General features: G+C 33.6%; 23 protein-coding genes. 11 read left to right on the top strand and 12 right to left on the bottom strand.

Features of this window, described 5'->3' with window-relative positions; translation table 11 throughout:
* Positions 1-69 precede the first annotated feature (69 nt).
* The 4 genes from QE431_RS19515 to QE431_RS19500 form a co-directional block, all read right to left on the bottom strand.
* The gene (locus QE431_RS19515) at positions 70-621 is read right to left on the bottom strand and encodes a hypothetical protein (RefSeq protein WP_307299548.1); all 552 of its coding nucleotides are present in this window, start codon (positions 619-621) and stop codon (positions 70-72) included.
* A gap of 22 nt (positions 622-643) precedes the next feature.
* Positions 644-2035, bottom strand: a complete 1392-nt coding sequence (locus tag QE431_RS19510; RefSeq protein WP_307299547.1) for a TonB-dependent receptor — start codon at positions 2033-2035, stop codon at positions 644-646.
* Positions 2019-2747 carry a TonB-dependent receptor plug domain-containing protein gene (locus QE431_RS19505; protein WP_307299546.1) on the bottom strand — a complete coding sequence of 243 codons (729 nt, stop codon included), beginning with the start codon at positions 2745-2747 and terminating at the stop codon, positions 2019-2021. The genes QE431_RS19510 and QE431_RS19505 overlap by 17 nt, the downstream gene beginning before the upstream one ends.
* A 205-nt stretch (positions 2748-2952) precedes the next feature.
* A complete protein-coding gene (locus QE431_RS19500) occupies positions 2953-4227 on the bottom strand; it encodes a sorbosone dehydrogenase family protein (RefSeq protein ID WP_307299544.1) in 1275 nt (424 codons plus the stop codon).
* A 187-nt stretch (positions 4228-4414) separates the two neighbouring features.
* Between QE431_RS19500 and hpt the strand changes: the two genes are divergently transcribed.
* The 4 genes from hpt to obgE all read left to right on the top strand — a co-directional run bounded on the left by hpt (position 4415) and on the right by obgE (position 8172).
* The gene (gene hpt / locus QE431_RS19495) at positions 4415-4945 is read left to right on the top strand and encodes a hypoxanthine phosphoribosyltransferase (RefSeq protein WP_057114948.1); all 531 of its coding nucleotides are present in this window, start codon (positions 4415-4417) and stop codon (positions 4943-4945) included.
* Between the two features lie 69 nt (positions 4946-5014).
* Entirely contained in the window at positions 5015-5587 is a 573-nt protein-coding gene (locus QE431_RS19490) for an adenylate kinase (RefSeq protein WP_057124310.1), read from the top strand.
* A gap of 203 nt (positions 5588-5790) precedes the next feature.
* Positions 5791-7065, top strand: a complete 1275-nt coding sequence (locus QE431_RS19485) for a hemolysin family protein (protein WP_113676555.1) — start codon at positions 5791-5793, stop codon at positions 7063-7065.
* 105 nt (positions 7066-7170) lie between these two features.
* Positions 7171-8172: a GTPase ObgE gene (gene obgE / locus QE431_RS19480; RefSeq protein ID WP_057114945.1), complete on the top strand. Its 1002-nt coding sequence runs from the start codon at positions 7171-7173 to the stop codon at positions 8170-8172.
* Between the two features lie 114 nt (positions 8173-8286).
* Here the strand turns inward: obgE and QE431_RS19475 are convergent, their stop codons facing one another.
* Positions 8287-8817 (bottom strand): porin family protein, encoded by a 531-nt coding sequence (locus QE431_RS19475; RefSeq protein WP_307299540.1) that lies wholly within the window; start codon positions 8815-8817, stop codon positions 8287-8289.
* A gap of 313 nt (positions 8818-9130) precedes the next feature.
* On the opposite strand from QE431_RS19475, the gene QE431_RS19470 reads away from it, so the two are divergent.
* From QE431_RS19470 to QE431_RS19450, 5 genes are all read left to right on the top strand, one after another.
* Positions 9131-11278, top strand: coding sequence for a S46 family peptidase (locus QE431_RS19470; RefSeq protein ID WP_307299538.1), 2148 nt, complete (start codon positions 9131-9133; stop codon positions 11276-11278).
* A 219-nt stretch (positions 11279-11497) separates the two neighbouring features.
* Positions 11498-12853 carry a UDP-N-acetylmuramate--L-alanine ligase gene (gene murC / locus QE431_RS19465; protein WP_307299537.1) on the top strand — a complete coding sequence of 452 codons (1356 nt, stop codon included), beginning with the start codon at positions 11498-11500 and terminating at the stop codon, positions 12851-12853.
* A 225-nt stretch (positions 12854-13078) separates the two neighbouring features.
* Positions 13079-13768, top strand: coding sequence for a DNA repair protein RadC (radC, locus tag QE431_RS19460; protein WP_307299536.1), 690 nt, complete (start codon positions 13079-13081; stop codon positions 13766-13768).
* A gap of 3 nt (positions 13769-13771) precedes the next feature.
* Complete coding sequence (locus tag QE431_RS19455; RefSeq protein WP_307299535.1) at positions 13772-14458, top strand: YjjG family noncanonical pyrimidine nucleotidase; 687 nt, start codon at positions 13772-13774, stop codon at positions 14456-14458.
* Entirely contained in the window at positions 14458-15228 is a 771-nt protein-coding gene (locus QE431_RS19450) for a hypothetical protein (protein WP_307299533.1), read from the top strand. The genes QE431_RS19455 and QE431_RS19450 overlap by 1 nt, the downstream gene beginning before the upstream one ends.
* 15 nt (positions 15229-15243) lie before the next feature.
* On the opposite strand, the gene QE431_RS19445 is transcribed toward QE431_RS19450, so the two are convergent.
* Positions 15244-16521 (bottom strand): replication-associated recombination protein A, encoded by a 1278-nt coding sequence (locus QE431_RS19445; protein WP_307299531.1) that lies wholly within the window; start codon positions 16519-16521, stop codon positions 15244-15246.
* A gap of 170 nt (positions 16522-16691) precedes the next feature.
* On the opposite strand from QE431_RS19445, the gene QE431_RS19440 reads away from it, so the two are divergent.
* Together QE431_RS19440 and QE431_RS19435 are read left to right on the top strand one after the other, a co-directional pair.
* Positions 16692-17453 (top strand): rhomboid family intramembrane serine protease, encoded by a 762-nt coding sequence (locus QE431_RS19440; RefSeq protein ID WP_307299530.1) that lies wholly within the window; start codon positions 16692-16694, stop codon positions 17451-17453.
* 217 nt (positions 17454-17670) lie between these two features.
* Positions 17671-18024: a hypothetical protein gene (locus QE431_RS19435; protein WP_243839390.1), complete on the top strand. Its 354-nt coding sequence runs from the start codon at positions 17671-17673 to the stop codon at positions 18022-18024.
* Here QE431_RS19435 and QE431_RS19430 read toward each other — a convergent pair whose 3' ends face one another.
* The 6 genes from QE431_RS19430 to QE431_RS19405 all read right to left on the bottom strand — a co-directional run bounded on the left by QE431_RS19430 (position 18025) and on the right by QE431_RS19405 (position 25661).
* Positions 18025-18825 (bottom strand): DUF2490 domain-containing protein, encoded by an 801-nt coding sequence (locus QE431_RS19430; RefSeq protein ID WP_307299528.1) that lies wholly within the window; start codon positions 18823-18825, stop codon positions 18025-18027.
* Positions 18826-18872: 47 nt separating this feature from the next.
* A complete protein-coding gene (rlmB, locus tag QE431_RS19425; RefSeq protein ID WP_057114932.1) occupies positions 18873-19607 on the bottom strand; it encodes a 23S rRNA (guanosine(2251)-2'-O)-methyltransferase RlmB in 735 nt (244 codons plus the stop codon).
* A gap of 87 nt (positions 19608-19694) precedes the next feature.
* Positions 19695-20195 (bottom strand): lipid-binding protein, encoded by a 501-nt coding sequence (locus tag QE431_RS19420; RefSeq protein WP_307299526.1) that lies wholly within the window; start codon positions 20193-20195, stop codon positions 19695-19697.
* Between the two features lie 10 nt (positions 20196-20205).
* Positions 20206-20964, bottom strand: a complete 759-nt coding sequence (locus QE431_RS19415) for an immunoglobulin-like domain-containing protein (RefSeq protein WP_307299524.1) — start codon at positions 20962-20964, stop codon at positions 20206-20208.
* Between the two features lie 14 nt (positions 20965-20978).
* Complete coding sequence (locus QE431_RS19410) at positions 20979-22448, bottom strand: SusD/RagB family nutrient-binding outer membrane lipoprotein (protein WP_307299523.1); 1470 nt, start codon at positions 22446-22448, stop codon at positions 20979-20981.
* A 15-nt stretch (positions 22449-22463) separates the two neighbouring features.
* On the bottom strand, positions 22464-25661 hold the full coding sequence (locus QE431_RS19405; protein ID WP_307299522.1) for a SusC/RagA family TonB-linked outer membrane protein: 3198 nt from the start codon (positions 25659-25661) through the stop codon (positions 22464-22466).
* Positions 25662-25723 lie beyond the last annotated feature (62 nt).

Raw genomic sequence — 25723 nt, 5'->3', positions numbered from 1 at the left:
TCACGAATTATTTTAGAAAATGAGTTAAATAAAAATTTGTGGAAATTTGTGTAATTCGTGGCGACTCAATTATTTTATTTTTTTTAGAACTTCTTTTGCGACGGCTTTATAAGCGGCGGAATGATCTCCGAAATCTTTGTCAATAATCACTTTTAATTCAGGATGAATCCAATCGTAATAATTTCCTAGAATGTATAAAGTTCTAATGGAATAGGCTTTTGTTGCGACTTTAACATCACTTATAAGCCAGTCAAAACTTGCTTCGATGCAGTCTTGAAGATTTTCTTCAGAAAGTTTAATGCAGTTTTCGTTTTTCTTGTAATGTGATTTTATAAGAAGCTGTACCACTTTTGCAATTGGGCGAAGCGAACTTTCATCTTTTAAAACTTTCAAATTGGAACAGAAAAAATCGAGATGCGGCTGAAGCCAAAGTAATTCTTCGTAAGAAACAAATTCTAAAATCCAGCAGGCTTTATGATTGTCTTTGTCTGATGGCGTAAAACAAATTGAAACCAATTCACCAAAAAGTGACGGATTTTCTAAAACATCTTGTGCAGCTATGAGACGATTTTCCCGATAAGCATTTACATAATCCAATTTTTTTTGCAATTCAGACGGCATCTTTGTGGTATTAAATACTCTGCTAAAATAAGTAATTTAGTGAGATAATTCCGAAATAATTTATTGGTAATCCGGGATAATAAAATCTTGGCTGTGCATTTCCTACTGCGGTTGCGTTAGTCAGAATCATCGAAGCGTACTTTTCGTTCGTGACATTATTTACGCCAGCATCAATATGAGCTTTTAAACCAGATAAAATTTCGAATTGATAACCTGTTTTTAAATTTAATAAAGAATAAGAATCAGAAAAATCAGCGTTAGAATCATTTAGCGGAATTTTATCGGTAAACTGAAAATCGGCTGTAAAGTAAAATCCTGAACTCGTATTTAAAGTAAAACCAGCACTTGCTGTATTGGCGGGAACTCCAGTTAATTTGTTTCCAGAAAAATCATTTCCATTATCAACAAATTCCTTAAATTCATAATTTCCAATCGATGTTCCGATATAAGAATTTAGATTAAAAATTCGATTAATTGGCCAATTGTGGTTGAGTGAAATTTCGATTCCTTCATGAAAAGTTTTTCCAGCATTTACACCTTCGTATTGATCGTCGCCAATTCTTTTCGCAACCAGTAAATCTTTAATTTCCATTCGGTAAACGGCAATTTGAGTATATAGTTTTTTGTTGAAGAAATGAAGTTTTCCGCCCAATTCAAAATTGTAACCTGTCTCGGGTTTAATGTTTGGATTGATGTTTCCAGTTGAGGTTAAAGTTTCTTCGGTTGCAGGAAGAGAAAATCCTCGGCTTACAGAAAAGTAAAAAGTTCGAACTTCATTCGGTTTGTATAAAAAAGAAAGCTGCGGTGAAAAAATTCCATCATAACTGTATTTTTCCTTCGGATCATTCGCGGAAGCGGGAAAATCATTTTGAAGTTCAAATTTTGTTTTGTTGTAATTTAATCCTGCTTGAATTTCAAATTGATCGGAAAGTAAAGTTCTAATTTGCGAAAAAATATTGTAAAAATGTCTTTTTTGATCGGTTGCCGTAAGCTGATCGCCTTGTAAACTTCCATTTCCATTATTTTGCTGATAGAGATTTTCGAAAGTATTACCGCTGTAATTATCGTTGAAATATTCAATTCCGCCAATAAATTGATTTTTAATTTTTCCAATTGTAAAATCACCAGAAAATTGAGTTCTGACACCTGATGCAAAAGTATATTGGCGTAAAATATCAAAAGGACGTGGTTCGTTGCTGTCTTTATAATTGATAAAAACAGAAGTCGAATTGTTGAGGTGATCGTTTATTTTGAAATCATAAGACAATCCGCCGAGAGTCGATTTATATTCTTTAAATCCTTTTGAAGCGACCCAAGTTGGTGCGCCCGCCTGCGGATTATTTTCAAAAGTTGTTTTGTTGATTGAACTGGGAATAAAAGCTTTTAAATAAGTATAATTAGAAAAATATGTCATCTTGCTGTTTTTTCTTTCGAAATAATTCCCCAGAAAGTGTAATTCCTTCCCGATTATAGGCGCTGTTTTCGCGCCAGCCATCTGTTTTTAAATTGTGATAATTCAGACTTACGGAAGCGTGTTTTTCATTCAAATCAAAACTCACTCTGTTTTTCAGTAATCCAAAAGAACCAAAAACAGAACTCACTTCAGCTTGATATTGCCCATTTTTTAAGGTTTGTGGTGAAATTAAAATCGCACCGCCCAATCCTGCTCCGTAAATACTCGAAAGCGGTCCTTTTATAACTTCAATCTGATTAATATTTTGAAGATCGATGTCGTCAATTACCGTTTCGCTGTTTCCAGATGTCAAAGGAATGCTTCCGTAAAAGGCTCTGATTTTATTTGTTCCGTAAGGAGTTCTGGCGCCAATACCGCGAATCGAAATTCGGGTTGTAGTAATATTTGACGATTGCATAAAAACGCCTGGAATAGTGTTAATGACATTACTGATGTCGGTAGTGTTATTTCGAAGTAATTCTTTTTCAGATAAAATGCCAATAGAAGCAGGGCTGTTTTGTAAATCTCGGTTAATATGAAGCGGACTTATTAAAACTTCATTCAGTTTTTGGGTTTTTACAGAATCAATATTTTGAACTTCTTTTTCCTGTGCTAAAATGTTTTTAGAAATAAAAAGAATAAAGAAAAAAAGAAGGTATTTTTTGGACGGCATAAATGGAATGGTTAAAATGCAGTTTTATTTAACACATAGAAACATAGGTTTCATTGAGGCAAAAAGGCGTTTCACTTTTCCTAAAGTCACATAGCTATGTGTGAAAACGAGTTTCTTTTTAATCTTAATCTACGAAACAAAAATCTATGTCTCTATGTGTTTAATTTTTATAGTCTGGAATTTGGAATTTCTATTTTTAAAAACTTTATTTATTCGCAGTAACTTTCCAAATGGTATTTCCGCTGTCGTCATTTACCAAAAGCGATCCGTCATTCATAACTGTTACCGCGACCGGGCGTCCGTAAACTTCAGCTTTATTAGAATCAGAAATAAAACCAGTTAAGAAATCTTCTGGTTTTCCTGAAGGTTTTCCATCTTTAAAAGGAACGAATAGCACTTTGTAACCAGAAATTTTAGAACGGTTCCAAGAACCATGCTGCCCTACAAAAGCTCCGTTTTTATATTTAGCAGGAAAAGCATTTTTGGTATAAAAAGCCAATCCCAACGAAGCAGTATGAGAACCTACAGGAACATCAGGAACAATAGCTTTTTCGACTAAATCTTTTCTTTCACCTTTCAATCTTGGATCAGGAATACTTCCAAAATAAGAATACGGCCATCCGTAGAAACCATCTCTTTTTACACTTGTAATATAATCTGGAACTAAGTCGTCGCCTAATTCATCGCGCTCATTTACAGCAGTCCATAGTTCTTTGTTAGCTGGATTCCAATCCATTCCAACAGGATTTCGCAATCCCGAAGCATAGATTTTTTCGCCTGTTCCGTCAGGATTAATTTCTAAAATAGCGGCACGACGAACTTCTTTGTCCATTCCGTTTTCGCCCACATTACTTCCGGAGCCTACAGAAACATAGATTTTGCTTCCATCAGAACTTGCCAATAAATTTCTAGTCCAGTGGTTGTTGTAACCGCCGGCAGGAAGTTCAAGAATTTTTTCTCCTTTTGTTTCCAATTTCAACGGATTGTTTTTATAAGGATAACGGTATAATCCGTCGGTATTTGCAATGTAGAAAAAGTCTTTAAGAACCAGCATTCCAAAAGGTTTGTTTAATCCAGATATAAAAACTTCACGAGTTTCAAATTTTCCGTCTTTATCTTTATCACGTAAAACCGTAATTTGATTTTTGCTGGATCTTGTTCCGCTTTCGACAACAAAAATATCTTGGTTGGGCGCGATGTAAGTCCATCGCGGATTTTCAAATCCGTCAGCAAATTTAGTTACAGTAAAACCTTCTGGTGCTTTTGGCGTTTTACCTTCAGACCAGCCTATAACTTTGCTATTGTTCGTTTTAGATTCAGTTGCGTAAGGCGGTGGAAGCGTTAAATCACCAATAGCAGTTTTTACAATAGTATTGGGTTGTTTGGCTAAAACTTCTTTTTCTTCTTTTTTAACTTGCCCGTTGCATGCGGTCATTAGTGCCAATAATGATATAGAAAATAGTGGTAAGGATTTTTTCATTTGAATTCTTGGAGTTAAATATTTATATCACAACAATTTACTCAAATTAAAAATACCGTCAAAAAATAATTTGTAATTATTAACTGATATTTAACATTCGTAAAAAATATCGATATACAGTTTATTTTGATAGAAGCAGTTAAGTTGTAATTATGTATCTTTGTGCATTATTTTAAAAAGAAAAATAATGATACAACTTCACGATAAACAATTTGTTCCGTTTATTTCGGCTAAAGAAATTGATTTTGCTTTAACTAAAATAGTGGCTCAGGTAGAGGATGATTTTGGAGATGATACACCAATTTTTATTGGAGTTTTGAATGGCGCTTTTATGGTAGTGTCAGATTTTTTAAAGAAATACAAAAAACCATGCGAGGTTTCATTTATAAAAATGGCATCGTATGAAGGAACTGAAACTACTAATTCGGTTAAAGAATTAATAGGAATCAATCAGGATTTGACTGGAAGAACGGTTATAATTATTGAAGATATTATCGATACTGGAAACACGATCGAAGAATTGAAACGTTTGTTTAAAGAAAAAAATGTCAAGCATTTTAAAATTGCCACTTTATTCTTTAAACCAGAAGCTTATAAAAAAGACATTAAGATAGATTACGTTGGAGTTCGTATTCCAAATAAATTTATTGTAGGTTACGGTTTGGACTACGATGGTTTAGGGAGAAACTTAACCGAAGTCTATAAATTAGCAGAATAAAAAAACACAACTATATATTCATTTAAAAACTTCTGACAAAAATTAGAAGTAACAACACTCATTTCAATTATGATTAACATTGTTTTATTTGGAAAGCCTGGTGCAGGAAAAGGAACTCAGGCAGAATTTTTAAAGGAAAAATATAATTTAACACATCTTTCAACAGGAGATATTTTTCGTTTTAATTTAAAAAATGACACAGAACTAGGTAAAAAAGCAAGAGTTTTTATGGATAATGGAGAATTGGTTCCATGTGAAGTAACAACTGCAATGTTAATTGATGAGGTAAAAAAGCATCCTGATACAGCAGGATTTTTGTTCGACGGTTATCCAAGAACAATTAATCAGGCTGAGGCTTTAGATAAATTTCTGCCAACAATTGGGTCAAGCGTAACTGCAACAATCGCTTTAGAAGCAGATGACGAAATTTTGGTAAAACGTTTATTAGAAAGAGGAAAAACAAGCGGAAGAGCTGATGATCAAGACGAAGAAAAAATTCGTGTGAGATATCAAGAATACAATGAGAAAACAGCTCCGCTAATTGGATATTATAAAGAACAAAATAAGTTTCATGCCGTAGACGGTATCGGAACTATTGAACAAATTACAGAGCGCTTAACGTCAGTTATAGATAATTTGTAGAAGCTTTTTCCAGCTGTACGTTACAAGTCCTCGCTAAAAAAACTATTTTTCCAAACCCTAAAACGAGCTTCCGCTGGTCGCTGTTTTATGGCAGGAAAAATTAGTTTTTTTAGCTCCGGGCTTTTCACTTCCATCTGGGCTAGAATAAATTGAGAGTACAAATTGCATTTAACAAGACCATTTTATAACGAATCCCCTATCAATTGGAAATACTAATTATATTTTTTCTAATTCTCTTAAACGGAGTTTTCTCCATGTCCGAAATCGCTTTGATTTCTGCCCGTAAAAACAGGCTTGAAACAGCAGCGAAAAAAGGCAATAAAAGTGCTAAAACAGCACTCGATTTAGCCAACTCGCCTAACAAATTTTTATCTACAGTACAAATCGGAATTACCTTAATCGGAATTTTAACAGGTATTTATTCTGGAGATAAAGTAACTGCAGATGTTGAAATTTTCGTTGCCGGTTTTGCATTTTTAAAACCTTATGCACACTCAGTAGCTGTTGGAATTGTGGTTGTAATTTTAACTTTCTTCTCATTGGTTTTAGGAGAATTACTTCCAAAACGAATCGGATTAAATTATCCAGAAGCAATTGCAAAAATGGTAGCAATGCCAATGAAAGTAATTTCGATAATTACAGCACCTTTTATCTGGCTTTTGACATCTTCAACAGATTTTCTATTGAATGTTTTTCAGATAAAACCAACCGCCGACGGAAAAGTTACCGAAGAAGAAATTAAAGCCATAATTAAAGAAGGAACTGAAGTTGGAGAAGTTCAAGAAATTGAACAAGATATTGTGGAACGTGTTTTTCATATTGGTGATAGAAAAGTAAACTCTTTAATGACGCATCGCAAATCGGTTGACATGCTGCCATTAAAAGCAGATAAGGAAAAGATTAAAGAATTAGTAGTTCAGGATCTGCATACGGTTTACCCAGTTTATAATGATAATTACGATGATATAGTTGGAGTAGTAACTCTTAAAAATATTTTCGCTAGTATCGAAAATGATAATTTTGATTTATCAGCTATCGTTTCTGATGCGCCCTATTTAATGGAGCAGACAACAGCTTACAAAGCGTTAGAAAATTTCAAGAAAACTGGCGTTCATTATGCTTTAGTTTCAGACGAATATGGTGTTTTTCAAGGTTTGATTACGTTGAATGATATTCTGGAGGCGTTAGTTGGAGATGCATCTGAATTTTATAAAGATGAATTTCAGCTTATAGAAAGAGAAGATGGTTCTTGGCTGGTTGACGGACATTATTCGTTACACGATTTCTTAACTTATTTTGAGTTAGACGAGCTGACAAACGATTACGAAGTAAACACCGTAAGCGGCATGATTATGACGGAGCTTTCTCATATTCCAAAAGAAGGAGAAAAACTAGTCTGGCAAAAATTCGTCCTAGAAGTTGTCGACATGGACGGCGTAAAAATTGATAAAGTGCTTGTGAAAGCGCTTAAAGAGTAGAGAGAATTTGTTTCAAGTTTAAAGTTTCAGGTTTCAAGTTAGCGCAACGCACTTAACTTGAAACTTGAAACCTGAAACTTAGAAACTACACATAAACAAACAAAAATGACAGAAGGGAATTTTGTAGATTACGTTAAGATATATGTTTCTTCCGGAAAAGGAGGAAAAGGATCTACGCATTTACATAGAGAGAAATTTATTGAAAAAGGTGGTCCGGACGGAGGAGATGGAGGCCGCGGAGGGCATGTATATTTAGTTGGGAATAAAGGACTTTGGACATTATTTCATTTAAAGTTTGCACGTCACATTAAAGCTGGACACGGTGGAGATGGTGGTGGAGACCGCAGTACAGGTGCAGATGGAGAAGATAAAATTATTGAAGTGCCGCTAGGAACTGTTGTAAAAGACAAAGAAACTGGTGAAACACTTTTTGAAATTACAGAACACGGAGAAAAACAAATTCTTGCAAAAGGAGGAAAGGGAGGTTTAGGAAACTGGCATTTTAGAAGTTCGACAAACCAAACGCCTCGTTACGCACAGCCAGGTTTACTCGGTGTGGAAATGGATGTAATTTTGGAACTTAAAGTTTTGGCAGATGTTGGTTTAGTTGGTTTTCCAAATGCAGGAAAATCTACTTTATTGTCTGTTTTAACTTCAGCAAAACCAAAAATTGCAGATTATCCTTTTACAACACTAAAACCTAATTTAGGAATTGTTGCGTACAGAGATTTCCAATCTTTTGTAATTGCAGATATTCCTGGAATTATCGAAGGTGCGGCAGAAGGAAAAGGTTTAGGGCATTATTTTTTAAGACATATTGAGCGTAATTCGACTTTATTGTTTTTAGTTCCAGTTGATACGCCAGATATTAGAGCAGAATATGATATTTTAGTTAATGAATTGACTAAATACAATCCTGAAATGCTGGATAAAGAACGTCTTTTAGTAATTTCAAAATGCGATATGCTGGATGATGAATTAAAAGCAGAGTTAAAAGCAGAACTAGATGTAACATTCAAAGATGTTCCCTACATGTTTATTTCGTCGGTTGCTCAGCAAGGTTTGACAGATTTGAAAGATAAACTTTGGAAAATGCTTAACGAATAATACAATACGTACCATTCTATAAATATAAAACCCGACAATTTCTATTGTCGGGTTTTTACTTTTTGTGCAGAAACAAAAAGTAGAAAGGATTTACTCGTAACTAAATCCTCCAATTTATAATGCGAAGTTTTTAGAAACTCCAATGTTTAAAGTTTTTCCAAAATCAAAACCTAAACGTTCTTGTCTTGGATCATTTTTTCCGTCAAGATTATCGTAGTTAATTCCTCCAATAGAAAAATTCAAACCAAAACCATTTTTCATATTGATAAATAAAGCAGGTGTTAAACTTGCATACATTCCTTTTGCATTGTTTAATGAAGTGTTTTGGTATCCAACACCTAAATCTGCGTAGAAAGAAAACATTTGAGAAAGTGGTGTTGAGTAACGTACAAAACCTCCAATTTTGTATTTTTCTGTTTTGTCCACCCCAGTAGTTTTTACATTCATGATTGAACCTTCTACTCCAGCTGTCCATTTTTCAGCAAATTGATATCCAACTCTTGGAGAGAATTCAAAATTTTCAAGTTTCGAATCACCAATTTTCTCAGAAGAGAATCCAACATTTCCGCCTAACAAGATTGAGTTTTTTTGCGCACTCGCAATAGTTGTAACTAGTATTACAACTGCTAGTAATAATTTTTTCATTTTTAATTTTATTTATTTGGAAGGCAAATTTAAATCAAAACATTTTGTAAGAAATATTTTAGGCTATAATTTTTTAATTGAAAGTTAATTTTTACAAATAATAATGAGTTTTAATTTTTAAAATCAATTTTTTGGAGATTTTTAATTCTTTCGCTGTGTTTATGGTGTTAAATTTAAACTTTGCTATCATCTTAATAAAATTATGAATTTCGCAAAATCAAGTATTATTTAATTTATTATGTTTTGTTTTTTGGAGTTATGTTTATTTTTTTTGCGAAAATGAGTTATATTCGCATCACTTAAACAAAATAACATGAAAAAAGTAGTTTTATTCTTGACCATGTGCCTTATGGCTTTTCCAGTAAGAGCCGATGAAGGAATGTGGTTCTTGATGTTTATCGAAAGATTGAACCATAGAGATATGGAGAAAATGGGCTTGCAATTGACAGCCGAAGAAATTTACAGCATTAACAATCATAGTTTAAAAGATGCCATTGTACAATTTAATGGAGGCTGTACTGCTGAAATCGTTTCAAACAGCGGATTGGTATTGACTAATCACCACTGTGGATATAGCGCGATTGCAGAACTTTCAACAGCAGAACAAAATCATTTGAAAAATGGTTTCTGGGCAAAAAATCGTTCAGAAGAACTAAAGCCTAAATCTTTATTCGTTCGTTTCTTTGTTCGTATGGATGATGTTTCTAAAAGAATTTTGTCTAAAGTAAACGATACAATGACAGAAACAGAAAGAAACAAAATCATTCAACAAGAGATTAGTTTAATTGAAAAAGAAAATAGCGAAAACGGAAAATACACTGTTTCTGTTCGTCCTTTCTTTCAAGGAAATGAATACTACTATTTTGTTTATCAAGATTATACAGATGTTCGTCTAGTTGGAACTCCGCCAGAAAGTGTTGGTAAATTTGGAGGTGATACAGACAACTGGGAGTGGCCTCGTCAAACGGGAGATTTCTCTATGTTTAGAGTTTACGCTGATAAAAACGGAAATCCTGCAGCATATTCAAAAGACAACGTGCCATTGCAGCCTAAACACTATTTACCTGTAAGTATTAAAGGGGTAAAAGAAAATGATTTCGCAATGATTTTAGGATATCCTGGAAGAACAAATCGTTGGATGCCGGCTGGCGGAATCGAACAAAACATTAAATATGCTTATCCTGCTTGGGTTGAAGGTGCAAAAACCGGAATGGACCAAATGAAAAAGTATATGGATAAGGATGCAACTGTTCGTTTACAATATGCTTCTAAATATGCTTCGACAGCTAATTATTGGAAAAACCGTCAAGGTATGATTGATGCGTTGACAAAAGCTGGAACTGTAGAAACTAAAACAGAACAAGAAGATAAATTCTATGAATGGGCAACTAAACCTGCTAATAAAGAAAAGTACGAGAATGTAATTCCTACTATCAACGATTATTACAGAGAAACAAACTTAAAAGCACGTCACGATAATTATTTGACACAGCTTTTACGTACTTCTAGTTATGCAACTGGACCAGCGAACTTAGGAAATGCATTAATTGCTTACTACAAAGAAAATGATGCTAAGAAAGCTGAAATGCTTCCTAAAATTAATGCATTGGTTGAAAGTATCTATGGTGAATTTTACGCTCCATTAGAAAAAGACGTTTTAACAGCACAATTAAATTTATACGCTTCTAAAGCTGCTGAGTATGGACTTGCTCCAGAAATTGCAAAAATGAAAACTGCTAATAATGGTGATTTTACTGCAGATGTGGCAAAAGCGACAGAGATTAGTTATTTTACTAATAAAGAAAAAGTATTGGCATTTTTAGCAGATCCAAAACCATTGGCAATTGTACACGATCCGTTGTATATTATTTCTAATGATTTATTGACGAAATACCGTTCTAAAACTGACGATCAAGCAAAAGCTGATGATGGTTTTGCAACTGCTTACCGTAAATTGGTAGAAGGTTTAAGAGAATCAAAATTAAATGCAATTAAATATCCAGATGCAAACTCTACTTTGAGATTGACTTACGGAAAAGTTCGCGCTTTACCTGCAGATACTCGTAATGAAGATGCTAAAATTAATAACTATACAACAATGGAAAGTATGGTTAAAAAATACAAAGCAGGAGATCAAGAATTTGACTTGCCTTCTCGTTTATTAGAGTTGAACAAGAAAAAAGATTTCGGACAGTATGCTGATAAAGCTGGATACATGCCAGTAAATTTCTTAACTGATAACGATATCACTGGAGGAAATTCAGGTTCGCCGGTTCTTAACGGAAAAGGAGAATTAATCGGAATTGCTTTTGATGGAAACATCGAAGCTATGGCGGGAGACGTTATCTTTGATCCTAAATTACAAAGAACTATCAACGTTGATATTCGTTATGTACTTTGGATTATTGACAAATACGCTGGAGCTAAAAATATTATTGATGAATTGACGATTGTGAAATAATCTCATTTTATTTATAAATTAAACCCGACAGGTTTCTTCTGAAGCTTGTCGGGTTTTTTGTTAAATAATTTTAGTGCTAATCAATAATTTATTTTCAAAACCAAATAGAGCATACAATATTTCATTATTTTTGAAGAATAATTAACCGGTTTAATCGTTGAATTGTGTATTCGTTTAATCGAATAAACGATTCAACATATAAACGATTCAACGTATTCAATGAAAACACATTTCATCGCCATTGGCGGAAGCGCTATGCACAACCTTGCATTAGCATTACATAATAAAGGATATCAGGTTACAGGAAGTGATGATGCTATTTTTGAACCTTCAAAATCAAGATTAGACAAGAAAGGAATTCTTCCTGCAGAATTGGGTTGGTTTCCAGAAAAAATCACTTCGGATATCGATGCGATTATTTTAGGAATGCACGCAAAAGCTGATAATCCTGAATTATTAAAAGCGCAGGAATTAGGTTTGAAAATCTATTCGTATCCAGAATTTTTATACGAACAATCTAAAAATAAAACTCGTGTTGTAATTGGTGGTTCACACGGAAAAACTACTATTACTTCGATGATTCTTCATGTAATGCATTATCATAATATCGCTGTCGATTATATGGTAGGAGCACAGTTGGAAGGTTTTGATACAATGGTTCATTTAACCGAAGAAAACGATTTTATGGTTTTGGAAGGTGATGAGTATTTATCTTCGCCGATTGACAGACGTCCGAAATTTCATTTGTATCAACCCAATATTGCCTTAATTTCTGGAATTGCCTGGGATCATATTAATGTTTTTCCAACCTACGAAAATTATGTAGAGCAGTTTGAAATTTTTATTGAAAAAATTACAAACGGCGGCATTTTGGTTTACAACGAAAATGACCCAGAAGTAAAACGTGTTTCAGAAGCTGCCACAAATCCGATTAGAAAAATTGCGTATTCAACTCCAGAATATTCTGTGAGTGATGGTGTAACTTTATTGAAAACCCCAGAAGGCGATATGCCAATTGAAGTTTTTGGAGCGCATAACTTGAATAATTTGGCAGGAGCAAAATGGATCTGCCAAAATATGGGCGTAGACGAAGCCGATTTTTACGAAGCAATTGCAAGTTTTAAAGGAGCATCTAAACGTTTGGAGAAAATTGCGGAAGGAAAAGGAAAAGTAGCTTATAAAGATTTTGCCCATTCGCCAAGTAAAGTAGCTGCAACTACTAAAGCGGTAAAAGAACAATATCCAAACAGAACTTTAGTGGCTTGTTTAGAATTGCATACGTACAGCAGCTTAAATGCTGAGTTTTTGAAAGAATATGAAGGAGCTTTAGAATATGCTGATGTTGCAGTAGTTTTTTATTCGCCAGATGCGGTGAAAATTAAACAATTAGAAGAAGTTACTTATGAGCAGATTGCAACTTCATTCAACAGAAAAGATTTAATTATTTATACAAATCCAGCTGAATTTAAGGAATATTTATTCCATTTAAATCTCGATAATTCTGCACTTTTATTAATGAGTTCTGGTAATTACGGAGGCTTAAACTTTGATGATGTAAAGGGGTTGATTAATTAGATAATTAGTCAATTTGAAAATTATGGAAGATGCCGATTGCTTTATGCAGTTGGCATTTTTTTGTGCTTAATTTAAATTTTCATATTTGAAGTTATTTGCAATTTTAACCATATCGAAAGTAGATTAAACTAGTATTAGTGTTTTTTTATTTTTAAATAATTAATATTTATTGAAAGATTTTTCTTCTTTTTAATATCTTCGTCCCTAATAAAATTATTCTAATTTATGGAAAAATCTAATTTTCCGATCACAGATTGGTCCGAAGATGACAAGCCTCGGGAGAAATTAATGTTGAAAGGAAAGGAAGTATTAAGTGATGCCGAATTAATTGCAATCTTAATTGGTTCTGGAAGTCGAAATGAATCTGCGGTTTCTTTAAGTAAACGAATCTTATCAAGTGCAGGAAATCTGAATGCTTTAGGGAAATTGTCTATTTCAAGTTTAATGCAATTTAAAGGAGTAGGTGAAGCAAAAGCAATTTCTATTGTTGCGGCATTAGAATTGGGAAGAAGACAAAGAAGTGAAGATGCGTTAATATTCAAAAAAATATCTTCTAGTAAAGCCGTTTTCGAGATAATGCAGCCAATTATTGGAGAACTTCCTCATGAAGAATTTTGGGTGCTTTTTCTTAATAATTCTAATAGCGTTATTTCAAAGTCTCAATTGAGTAAAGGAGGTATTACGGGAACTGTCGTAGATGTTAGATTAGTTTTTAAATTAGCCATGGAAAATGGGGCTACTGGTTTGATTTTGTGCCATAATCACCCCTCTGGAAACTTAAATCCGAGTGATGCAGACAAGCAAATTACCAGAAAAATAAAACTTGCAGGAGAAAGTCTAGATGTTAAAGTTTTAGATCATTTGATTATAACTGAATCAAAATATTATAGTTTTGTAGATGAAGGAATTTTTTAATACATGAATACCAAGATTACAGACATCTTTTTTGATTTAGATCACACACTTTGGGATTTTGATAAAAACTCAGAAATGGCTTTTGATCGTATTTTTAAAGAGAAATACGCGGAAATCCCTACCGCAGATTTTATTAAACAATATATTCCTATAAATCAGGAATGCTGGAGGTTATATCAAAATGATAAAATTACACATCAGGAATTACGTTACAATCGTTTAAAGTTTTCCTTTGATGCTTTAAATTATGTAATATCAGAAGAAAATATCTTTGAAATTGCTAATGATTACATTGAGTTTCTAACAGATAACAATTATCTTTTTGATGGCGCAATAGAAGTTTTGGAATATCTAAAACCAAAATACAAACTTCATATTATTACCAACGGATTTGCTAATGTGCAGGAAAAAAAAATAAATAATGCTTCGCTTGGAGGTTATTTTGCTACTATTACAAATTCGGAATTAGCAGGAGTTAAAAAGCCAAATAGTATTATATTTGATTATGCATTACAATTGGCCAACACTTCAAAAGAAAACAGTATTATGATTGGAGACGATTTTGAAGCCGATGTAAATGGCGCTTTAAATGCAGGCTTGGACGCTATTTTCTTTAATGAGAAAAAATTGGATATTTCCGGAGATTATAAACAAATTAACCATTTATTAGAACTAAAAAAATATTTATAATGATGAAGATTAAACTTTTAATTACTGCAATTTTATGTTCAGTTGTTGGATTCGCGCAGTCTGTTAATGATTACAAAGCTGTAATTGTGCCTCTAAAATATGACTTTATAAAAACTGATAATCAATATCGTTTGGCAACTTTGAGTAAACAGAACTTACTTAAAGCAGGTTTTGAAGCTTTTTATACAAATGAACAACTGCCAGAAGGATATACAGATCGCTGTCAGGTTTTATACATTGATGTAACAAAAGATAGTGCTTTTTTGGTAACTAAACTTATTGTTCAATTCAAAGATTGTTTTGGTCAAGTTGTTTTTACTTCTGAAGTTGGAAGAAGTAAAGAAAAAGATTATGATTTAGCATATAGAGAAGCATTAGAAAATGCTTTTAAATCTGTTTATGCATTACATTATAAATATAGCGGTACTCCTGTTGCAACATCTAAAACGTCATCTGTACCTGTAAGAACGAATGCTGCCACTACAGCAGTTACAACAGTTGCCGCAGCTCAAGTTGCTGCTACAACTGCATCTCCAGATTTAAAAGATCCAAATTTATTATATGCGCAGCCAACTGAATCTGGATATCAGTTAATAGATAAAACACCGAAAGTAGTAATGAAGCTTCTTAAAACTTCTCAAAGTAATGTTTTTATCGCCATTAAAGATAATGTTCAAGGTTCATTAATCTTAAAAGAAGATGGACAATGGTATTTTGAATCGTACCAAAATGATAAATTGGTTTCAGAAAAAATTGTAGTTAAATTCTAAAATATAAAGTACGGTTTAATAGCCATATTTATTTTTCCAACGGTTCTTTAAAAATTCTCGGTTGCTGTTCTCTCTAGAATTGTTTCCAGGATTGTAAAGAACCGTTTCTTTTATAGCATCTGGCAGGAATTCTTGTTCCGCAAAATTATTAGCATAATCATGCGAATATTTATATTCATTTCCATATCCTAATTCTTTCATTAATTTAGTTGGCGCATTTCGCAAATGAATTGGTACTGGTAGATCTCCAGTTTGTTTTACCAATTGCTGTGCATTTCCAATTGCCATATACGAAGCATTACTCTTTGGAGAAGTTGCAAGATAAATAGCGCATTGGCTTAAAATAATTCGGCTTTCAGGATATCCAATAGTTGTAACTGCCTGAAAAGTATTATTGGCCATGATAAAAGCTGTCGGATTCGCATTGCCAATATCTTCGCTAGAAAGAATTAGCATTCTTCGAGCAATAAACTTCACATCTTCACCGCCTTCAATCATTCTAGCGAGCCAATAGACGGCACCATTTGGATCACTGCCGCGAATTGATTTTATAAAAGCTGAAATAATATCATAATGCTGTTCACCAGTTTTGTCATATAAAACAGTATTCTGCTGTACTAATTCTAAAACACGATCGTTGGTAATTGTTATTTCGTCACCAGAAGATGCATTAATGATCAGTTCAAAAATATTGAGCAATTTTCGGCCGTCACCACCTGATAGGCGTAATAAAGCCTCTGTTTCTTTAAGATTTATTTTTTTTGTCAATAAATATGTATCAGTTTTCATTGCGCGCTGTAATAGCGCTTCTAAATCGGCTTTTGTAAAAGCATTTAGTATATAAACTTGACAACGTGACAATAATGCAGGAATCACCTCAAAACTAGGGTTCTCTGTTGTCGCACCAATCAAAGTTATCCAGCCTTTTTCGACCGCAGCCAAAAGGGAATCTTGTTGTGATTTACTAAATCTGTGAATCTCGTCAATAAAAAGAATAGGATTTTTAGCAGTAAACAAGCCGCCACTTTGCTTTGCCTTTTCGATAACATCGCGAATATCCTTTACTCCAGAATTTATTGCACTCAAAATATAAAAAGGTCTTTTTGATTCTTGTGCAATAATTTGGGCGAGAGTTGTTTTTCCTGTGCCTGGAGGTCCCCAGAAAATCAAAGAGGGAATTATTCCTTTTGAAATTTGTTGTGTTAAAGAACCAGTCGGACCAACCAAATGGTGCTGGCTAATATAGTCTTCTAATTTTTGCGGGCGAATGCGTTCTGCTAATGGTGCTTCCATTCTACAAAATTACTATTTTTAGTTTTAGATTTTATTTATTGAAAGTTAAAACAATTGATACTAAGAAGGATTGTTACAATCTGAGACATTTTTTTATTTTCTATGACAAAATATCAGTAAAATATTTTTGGATAGTTTTTTGAGCTCTCATAAATGTTATTGATAAAAGTATGAGCGACACTAATTTTAAATTTTCAAATTCTGTTATTGGACTTCCTTTATTTTTTGTCCTCTTTTTGTGGATTATATACTGGATGCAGATTCGCTTTGATTTTGATTTTTATCGATACGGAATTTATCCAAGAGACTTTTTGGGTTTGCGAGGAGTTTTGTTTAGTCCTTTTATTCACGAAAATTTAGACCACTTATATAATAATAGTATTCCGCTTTTAATATTATTAGCGGCGATGGAGTTTTTTTATCCCAAACAGACATTTGGAGTAATTACATACGGAATATTATTTTCTGGATTAATTACTTGGATTTTGGGAAGAGAAAATTTCCATATTGGCGCAAGCGGATTAATTTATGTGTTAGTAAGTTTTATTTTCTTCAAAGGAATTCAAACAAAGTATTATAGATTAGTCGCTTTGTCACTAACCGTTATTTTGCTTTATGGTGGAATGATATGGTATGTTTTTCCTGATGTTGATCAATCTATTTCTTGGGAAGGACATTTGGCGGGACTTATTACAGGTTTTGGTCTGACATTATTTTATAAAACACCAGAATATACAAAACCAATTGTTTATGACTGGCAGCGACCAGATTTTGATCCAAATCAAGATCCGTTTATTAAGCATTTTGATGATAACGGAAATTTTGTGAACATTTCGAATGACGAAGAAGAAAGTGAAATAGAATATTTCTCGTCTAGTTTTCCAGTCAATTACATTGTTACAAAAAAAACTGAATTGGATGACGAAATTTAATTTGATAGTTTTCTTGGCTAAAAAAGATTAAATTTGTTAGTGTAACAATTTAATTTCAAGCAACATGAAGAAAATAATGTTTTTAATTTTGTTGTTTTGTTTTGTTTGTAATAGCAAATCTAATGCTCAATGTGAGATTAAAAATAGGATACAGCCAGACGGTAGTATGCAATATTATTTTGATCCTGCTGTATTTTATACAACAAAATCAAAGTCTTTGAAAATTAACATCGTTACAGATAAAGAACATTACTTTGTAGCGTTACAGCCAACTCCTTTTCCAGATAAGAAAATTGGAAAAAAGATCAAAGACGATTTAATAATTCACCTAGCAGACAACAATACTTATAAGCTAGTTCATTATGATACCCAATACCGAAGAAATGATTCGATTATGCAGGTCCTTTATTTAATTGATGAAAAAGATATTGAAGCATTCTCGAATTACGAAGCTGTCATTGCAGAAATTAATATGCAGGGAACCGAGTTTGTGAGAAGTTACAATTTCAAACTACATAAGAGTGCGATTATTGAGCAACTTAGATGCTTTTTGAAAAAAGAAGAAAATTAGTTATTCTTCTTCATCTTTCGGACTATGATTATTGGCAATTCTCTTTTGAAGATTTCTGAGAAGATTATTAAAGCTTATTGTTACTGATGCCGCATTAGTGATTTGGTTCCCACTATTTCTAGGTAAAAACTCATTGCAGTACGTGAGCTCAATCTGAATGTCGTCTGAAAATAAATATCCTGCCCCAACATTTAGTCTATTGCGATCAAAAAAACTTTCTCCTGTAACTTTTGTTCCAGATTTTAGATAAATTTCATCAGAAGCAACTGCATATATTACTCCTTCTCTTAAAACTTTGCTGTTTATTGGTTGTATGTATTTTATTTGTTGACGGTATCGAAATACATTTTCGTAGTCATCATCTTGATTTTTCATGTGACGAAATTCCGTTCGCATTCTAGTACTCAAAGTGTAGCCGGTTTTATGAAAGTAATAAATTCCCTGAAGAGCAAAACGCCATTCTGGAGATTCAAATTGTCCAATTTCAGGCACGTCTTTGTTATTGTAATGAGCTATAAAAGTTGAAAATTTCCATCTAGGCGAAAAGTAGTAATGAGCCCAGCCTCGTATAGATCTTTGAATTGTATTTTCGAATAAATTTGAAGAAGATTCAGTACTGCTGTATGCAGCACTTAAGTCTATTTCCGTAGACCATTTTTTGCTGAGAGTCTGATTAAATTGAATCTCATTCCAAAACTGATTGTATGTAGTGTTTTGTCCGTAGCTGTTTGTAATCATGAAGACTACAAACAAGCATCGGAGTATAGTAATTATTAGTTTTGGATTAGATTTTGAAAGCATTAATTAAATTTTTAATTATTCATTCTAATCTTATTCTCAATTTTGATTTAGCTTCTTTGACGAACAGCTTCGTATAAAAATGCGCCACAAGCAACAGAAACATTTAAAGATCCTATTGAACCAAACATTGGCAGTTTTGCTTTCTCATCTACTATTTTTAAAACAGAAGGATTTATTCCTCGATCTTCAGACCCCATGATTATTGCTAATGGAGAATCTAGTGCTATGTCGTAAATATTTTGATCGGTTTTTTCAGTTGCAGCTACTGTTTTAATTCCAGATCCCTGCAAATAGAATATTGCGTCTTTTATATGTTCTACTTTACAAATCGGCACATTAAAAACAGCACCAGCCGAAGTTTTAACAGTATCACCATTTACAGGTGCAGAACCTGCTTTTTGTACAATGATACCGTTTACACCTGTACATTCAGCTGTTCTAATTATAGCTCCAAAATTTCGAGCATCAGAAATTTGATCTAATATTAAAAATAATGGTTTTTTCCCAGATTCAATAGTTGATTCCACAAGATGTTCCAAATCGATAAAACCGATAGGAGATATGGTGGCAACTGCACCTTGATGATTATTTGGAGTAAGACGATTTAGTTTTTCTACAGGTACGTAAGAGAAGTTAATGTTAGCACGTTTCATTACCTTCATTAAATCTTTCATCAACTCACCAGAAATCTCTTTCTGAATGAAGACTTTGTCTACTTCTTTTCCTGCTTGAATTGCTTCTATGATGGCTCTAATGCCAAATATTTGATGTTCTTTTTCCATTACGCAAATATAGGTATAATGTTTATATAAAAAAACCATCCCAAATTAATGGGATGGTTAAATATTAAAGTACTTTGGATTTAATTCCTAGTATTCGTCTTCGTAGAAACCAGTTCTTTTGTGTCCATCGTAAAGGATATCGTATCCAGGATCATCATAGCTGTAATGAGCTCTAAAAGAGATTTTATCTACTTTATGACCACCTTTAGAAGTCGCAGCTCCTTTTTCTATTTTTCCTTCAGTAATAGTAACTTGGCTTCCTGGGTCTAATACGTTTTCAGCAGATGTTGCAGAGAAAGTTCCAGCTTTAACATCAACAGTTACTTTACATTTAATGTAATATCCGTGTTTTGCATCATCGATCCACATTGTGTTATCGTTTGCTGCAGTATTGTAAGTTGAATGTAAAGCATGTTCAACTACTACATCACCATCAGAATCAGTTAGAGTAATGTACCAGTCTCCAGCCATTGACTCAACTGAAGTTCCTCCTGGATCAGTATCGCCAACTTCGTCGCAAGCTACAAATGACGTAAGTACAAGCATTGCTACAAGTACACGTGTTATATTTAATTTTAATTTTTTCATTTTAATAATTTTAAAGTTGTACTTGAGTTAATGTTGAAACAAACTTATAATTAGTAGCAGCATCAGCAGCCCAGTCAGTTGTTAGCACAAGTGTTTTAGTTGCAGGATCAACAGTTAAACCGCTGATTTTTGCAGATCCACCAAAATATGCATTTACTGGAATTCCAGGGAAAGTAAAAGTATTAGTAGCAATATTACCACTAATTGTTCCACCTACAGCAGCAGAAGTTACCCCAATATTTCTTGAAATATCGTACCATCCTCCAAAAGCATCAGATACTTGGTAAGTACCGTCTGCATTTTTCCAGATATAAATGTATTTAACATTCACTGAACTTCCTTGAGATGCAGACATTAAGGTTCCATTTCTTCTGGTTGTAGCGATATATACACCTTCAATACTATTAACAAGATCACCTGTTTTGTATACAATTACTTTTCTGTTCGTTGAACCTTTAAAACCATCTACGTTTGTAGCACTGTAAGTTTGAGTGTATTCATCAATTTTACTAGTGTCAAGAGTTTTAGCTCCTCTGTATTTTCCAGCAAAATCTATTACAGTTGGAATTACCGCTCCATTTTCTGTTGCTACAACTCCAGGATCATTATATGTTGACCCTAGTGCAACAAATACTGTGCTTTCGCCATTGACTTCAAATACAGGGTAGTTGGTAACTCTAGATACTCCCGCACTTGAATCACTATCACAAGAAGTAAGAAGTAAACCACTAATTACTACTGTCATCAGTTTTATGAATATATTTTTCATTTCTTTAATTTTAATTAGTTAACATCCCACCAAATTGGATCTGTGATTAATTTAGCAGCAGGAGCATTTGGATTTCTTGTTTTTACACTGTTAGGTAAAACAATTCTTTTTGGGAATAATTTTCCAGTTTGACTATTTACTGAAATTGCCAATTGTCCTGGTACATAAGATTCACTAGTTTGAGCTACTGCAGATACTCTAGGGTATCCTGTTCTGTTTTGCTCTATAAATGATTCGTAACCGTTTCCTGGGAAACTAGCAATCCATTTTTGAGTAATAATTGCTTCGATTTTTTGTGCAGTAGTTCCTGCTGTTGGGAATGCATATTTTCCACCAGTAGCCAGGAAAGTATCAGCACTTCCAACTGCTGGAACAGTAACTGTACCAACTTTAGTTTCAGTATTGTATTTAGCAAAATTTGCAGCAACACCTAAGTCATATTTTTCTTTCGCACCTGCACCTCCGTAATATCTAGTAAGAGCCTCAGCTTGTAAAAAATAACTTTCTTCAGCACTAATAAAATATAAAGGAGTTGTAGCATAAAGCGTTACTAAAGATAGGTTTGTAGCACTATTTAAGAAATCACCTTGATTATTAGGGTTTCCTACTCCATAATATTTATTTAGACGAGGATCTGCATTTACTTGAAGGTAAGAATATAGTGTTTTACTAGCTCTTAGATTTCCAGTAGTATTTAACTGTCTTCTGTCTGTTTCATATAATGGGTTACTTCTGTCAGCAGCATCTTCGAATTGAGTCATTGCGGCATCAACATCCAAAAAGGCAGCGCCAGAATTAATTAAAGTTGTGATTCCTGATTGAGCTAAAGCTGGATCTACCTCTGTTAATCTTGTGTATAATTTTAATAACAAAGTATTACCGAATTTAGTCCATTGTTCCATATCTCCTTCAAAAAGGAAATCATCTTTACCTGGATTATCACCAACAGAAGAATTTAAATCTTTTGATAAAGCTAATTTTAAATCAGCAATCATTAAATCATAAGTTTCTTTTCCAGTGTTGAATTTAGGTTGCAAAATGTTTGCGTTATTTGCTTCAGCATATGGGATATCACCGTATAGATCTGTTAAAACTTGAGAAGCTTCAACTTCTAATACAGTAGCCATTAAAAAATACTTAGTATTACCTTGAGCAAGAGCTTGAGCTTTTACAGTTCTAATATCATTTAAAGCGTCATACATAGCTGCGTATGCAGCTTGATAATCATTAGTCCCGATGCTATATTGGTCAATATCTTTATATTGATTTGAAGTATTGTTTTGTGTCCAAAATTGAGACCAAAATCCACCAATTAAAGCGTAATATGATCCTTGTGCACCTGCAAGACCTGCGATTCCAGCAGGAAAAATGGTGCTATTTGCTTGTCCCGGTGGTAATGCATCCGGATCTCTATTAATGTCAAATGTTTCATCACATGACACTAATAAGAAAAGAGCTGTTATTATTGTTGCTATCTTTTTCATTTTACTATATTTTTTTTAGAATGATAATTTTAAAACTCCACCTACTGATCTTTGAGATGGGTTAGCTCCAAATTCTCCTAAATCTGAAAGTACACCAGTTCCGTAAGTTCCTACCTCAGGATCAACATATGGGTTGTCTCCTGGAGTCCACATAAACAAGTTTCTTGCGTAGATTCCTACTGTGATTTTGTTTAATCCCATGTTTTTGCTAAGTGCAGAAGGGAAGTCGTAGTTTAAATTTACCTCTCTTAGACGTACAAATGTTTTGTCAATTACGTGATTTCTCTCGTATCCAATGTTAGTTTGTGTATTGTAATAGTTGGCAATATTAGCAAAAGAAACTGGTGTAGTATTTTCTACATAAGTAACTTCTCCTGTTGTTGCATTTACAACTTCATTTACTGAGTTTGGTACAATGAAAGGGTTTCTGTCATTGTAAGTAGTTTCGATACCATTTCCTACGAAATGCGCCAATCTTTTTGTGTAAGAATACATTTCTCCACCTTGTTTCCAGTCTAGAGATACACCTAAATTAAAGTTTTTGTATTTGAAAGTGTTTTGTAATCCCATAACGAAATCACGTTGACTGTTTCCAATGTTTTGTGCATCAGTAGTTTGGATGTTAACGCCGTTTGTTGCGCTTACAATTGGTTGGCCAGCAGCATTAGTTTTCTCAACTAGTGAGTAGTATGATCCAATTGGTTGTCCTACCGTTGCTCTGTAAAATACATTATAAGCTGAAGCTATATCAATATATGGAAGTCCACCATTAAGTTCAGTTACTTCATTCCAGTTTTTAGTGAATGTGTAAGTTAAATTCCAAGTAAAGTTTTGGTTTTTAATTGGACTTGCTGTAAGAGAAAGCTCAATACCTTTATTTTGAATTGTGGCAGCATTAATTGTTTTTTGTGTATAACCAGTCGATGGATCTAATGGCAAGTTAACAATAAGATCTGAAGTTGTTTTGTGATATAAAGCCACATCATAGCTAATTCTGTTTTTAAAGAATGATCCTTCAGCACCTACTTCGTATTCAACTGTAGTTTCTGGTTTTAAATCAGGATTTCCAAGTCTTCCAGAAGCCTCATAGAAACTTACGCCTCCAACTGGAGATGCGATGATACCAAAGTTAGCTGCGGCAGATCCAGAAATATATGAATTTTCAGTTGCATAAGGGCTAGTGTCATTTGCGATTTTAGAAGCAGCAGCTCTTAATTTTAAGAAAGTATTACCATTATCGATAACAATTGCACCTAAAGATAAAGATGGGTAGAAATAAGCATTATTTCCGATTGGTAATGTAGATGTAATATCTTCTCTACCTGTAATAGTTGCAAAATATCTGTTTTTGAAAGCAAATTCTGCAGAAGCATACACAGCACCAGTTTTTCTTACACTGTTAGATTGAGTAATTGTTGGTCGAATTGCAGAGTTAGAAAGTTCATAATATCCAGGGATACCTAAGTTAGTAATAGTATTGAATAATTGATCAGACTCTCTTTTGTTGAAGTTAACACCACCTAAAAGGTTTAATGTCCAATCTTCACCTAAATTTGTGTTGTAGTTAAGGTTAAAGAATGTATCAAATTCTGAGAATTCAGATCTTCCCTCAGTAACTCCACCCACTGTTAAACTTCCAGCAATAGCTTGAGGGCTTCCTGGTAAATAGTCAACAATAGCTCCGTAACTTTTGAATCTTTCGCTTCTAACGTTACCTCCAATCTGCCATGTAGCAGTTAATTTATCAGTAATTTTGTAGCTTAAGTTAGCATTTCCAAAAACGTTACCACCATAAATTTTTGTACTATTCTCGTTAATAGAGAAATATGGATTTGTAGCGTATGGGGTAAAATAATAAGAAGGAGAGTTGAATGGATTGTTTTTGTAATCTTTCAAATCAACAATACTTATATCTGTAGGGATTTGTAATAAATCTTGTTGTAATGTAGAACCTTGTCCTGCATCGTCACCTTGACCAGTGTTAACAACACTCTGGTTTTTGTAGATATAGTTTAATGAAGTTCTTAAAGTGAATCTTTTTCCTTTTAATCCTCCATTGAAACCAATAGATTGTTTCTTGTATAAATCAGCATCTGTTGGTACAACACCGTCACTGTTTACATTAGAAAATACTAATGAGAAATCAGATGTTTCTCCACCACCACTTAAGTTTACAGATTGCGTAGACATAATACCTGTGTTGTAGAAATCTCTAACGTTATCTTTTAAAGCTACGTATGGTTTGATTTGTTGACTGTTATTGTAAACAGATCCCCATGGTCTAACTTCTCCATTGAATGCAGGTCCCCAAGAACCATTTTCATTACTATAAGAATTCGATCCTGAGTAACCTACTCCGTTCCATCCTTGACCAAATTGAGTTTGGTTGTGAGGAACTCTGGCAACTTCACTTAACTCTGTAGAAGCTAACATATCAACTTTAATTCCTGAGTTTGCTTTACCTTTTTTAGTTGTAATGATGATAACACCACCACCTGCTCTAGATCCGTATAAAGCGGAAGCAGCAGCACCTTTAAGGACAGTCATACTTTCAATATTGTTCGGGTCAAGGTCGCTAATACCATTTCCAGCATCATATGATCTAGTGGAAGTTGCAACTCCACTATTACCAGTACCTGTTGAAGTGTTGTTAATTGGTGATCCATCTACAACATAAAGCGGTCCTGAATTACCTGTAATTGTGTTTAATCCACGGATAACAACTTTTGTAGCAGCTCCTGGTTGAGATGGAGCAGTGATATCAACACCAGCAATTTTTCCAGAAAGTGTTTCAAAAGGGTTGGCGTTAACTACTTGTGTAAGCGCATCTGATTTTAAAGTTGTAGTTGCGTAACCAAGAGATTTTTTCTCTCTTTTGATACCGAAAGCTGTTACAACTACGCCTTCAAGTTCTTGAGCTCCTGCATCTGCTAGTTTTACATTTACAGTAGAAGAACTTGCTGCTACTTCTTGAGTTTTCATCCCAATGTAGCTAAATACCAAAATTTGGCTTGGTGATACTTTGATCGAAAATTTACCATCAAAGTCAGTTTGTGTTCCCGTTTTAGTTCCTTTAACTAATACACTAACACCCGGTAAAGGCATTCCTGCATTGTCAGAAACTGTCCCAGAAACAGCTCTTTCTTGCGCAAATGATAATTGCGCAACTAGTACTAGTAAAAGTACTAAGAATCCATTGAACTTTAGTTTCATTTTTAAATATTTTGAATTAGTATCGCAAAACTCTTAATAATTTGTTAACTTTCCTAATAAAA

Source organism: Flavobacterium sp. SORGH_AS_0622, from assembly GCF_030818825.1.
In the GTDB taxonomy this organism is placed as follows: domain Bacteria; phylum Bacteroidota; class Bacteroidia; order Flavobacteriales; family Flavobacteriaceae; genus Flavobacterium.
Note: the sequence above shows the minus strand (reverse complement) of the source record. Positions and strands in the feature narration are given on the sequence as shown.

Excerpts from the sequence above, each read along its gene's own strand:
- QE431_RS19490 (WP_057124310.1), top strand. The coding sequence starts at position 5,015 with ATGATTAACATTGTTTTATTTGGAAAGCCTGGTGCAGGAAAAGGAACT.
- QE431_RS19440 (WP_307299530.1), top strand. The coding sequence starts at position 16,692 with ATGAGCGACACTAATTTTAAATTTTCAAATTCTGTTATTGGACTTCCT.
- QE431_RS19415 (WP_307299524.1), bottom strand. The coding sequence starts at position 20,964 with ATGAAAAATATATTCATAAAACTGATGACAGTAGTAATTAGTGGTTTA.
- QE431_RS19445 (WP_307299531.1), bottom strand. The coding sequence starts at position 16,521 with ATGGAAGCACCATTAGCAGAACGCATTCGCCCGCAAAAATTAGAAGAC.
- QE431_RS19470 (WP_307299538.1), top strand. The coding sequence starts at position 9,131 with ATGAAAAAAGTAGTTTTATTCTTGACCATGTGCCTTATGGCTTTTCCA.
- QE431_RS19500 (WP_307299544.1), bottom strand. The coding sequence starts at position 4,227 with ATGAAAAAATCCTTACCACTATTTTCTATATCATTATTGGCACTAATG.
- hpt (WP_057114948.1), top strand. The coding sequence starts at position 4,415 with ATGATACAACTTCACGATAAACAATTTGTTCCGTTTATTTCGGCTAAA.
- QE431_RS19430 (WP_307299528.1), bottom strand. The coding sequence starts at position 18,825 with ATGCTTTCAAAATCTAATCCAAAACTAATAATTACTATACTCCGATGC.
- QE431_RS19515 (WP_307299548.1), bottom strand. The coding sequence starts at position 621 with ATGCCGTCTGAATTGCAAAAAAAATTGGATTATGTAAATGCTTATCGG.
- rlmB (WP_057114932.1), bottom strand. The coding sequence starts at position 19,607 with ATGGAAAAAGAACATCAAATATTTGGCATTAGAGCCATCATAGAAGCA.
- QE431_RS19450 (WP_307299533.1), top strand. The coding sequence starts at position 14,458 with ATGATGAAGATTAAACTTTTAATTACTGCAATTTTATGTTCAGTTGTT.
- QE431_RS19455 (WP_307299535.1), top strand. The coding sequence starts at position 13,772 with ATGAATACCAAGATTACAGACATCTTTTTTGATTTAGATCACACACTT.
- QE431_RS19510 (WP_307299547.1), bottom strand. The coding sequence starts at position 2,035 with ATGACATATTTTTCTAATTATACTTATTTAAAAGCTTTTATTCCCAGT.
- murC (WP_307299537.1), top strand. The coding sequence starts at position 11,498 with ATGAAAACACATTTCATCGCCATTGGCGGAAGCGCTATGCACAACCTT.
- QE431_RS19405 (WP_307299522.1), bottom strand. The coding sequence starts at position 25,661 with ATGAAACTAAAGTTCAATGGATTCTTAGTACTTTTACTAGTACTAGTT.
- obgE (WP_057114945.1), top strand. The coding sequence starts at position 7,171 with ATGACAGAAGGGAATTTTGTAGATTACGTTAAGATATATGTTTCTTCC.
- QE431_RS19475 (WP_307299540.1), bottom strand. The coding sequence starts at position 8,817 with ATGAAAAAATTATTACTAGCAGTTGTAATACTAGTTACAACTATTGCG.
- radC (WP_307299536.1), top strand. The coding sequence starts at position 13,079 with ATGGAAAAATCTAATTTTCCGATCACAGATTGGTCCGAAGATGACAAG.
- QE431_RS19420 (WP_307299526.1), bottom strand. The coding sequence starts at position 20,195 with ATGAAAAAATTAAAATTAAATATAACACGTGTACTTGTAGCAATGCTT.
- QE431_RS19505 (WP_307299546.1), bottom strand. The coding sequence starts at position 2,747 with ATGCCGTCCAAAAAATACCTTCTTTTTTTCTTTATTCTTTTTATTTCT.
- QE431_RS19410 (WP_307299523.1), bottom strand. The coding sequence starts at position 22,448 with ATGAAAAAGATAGCAACAATAATAACAGCTCTTTTCTTATTAGTGTCA.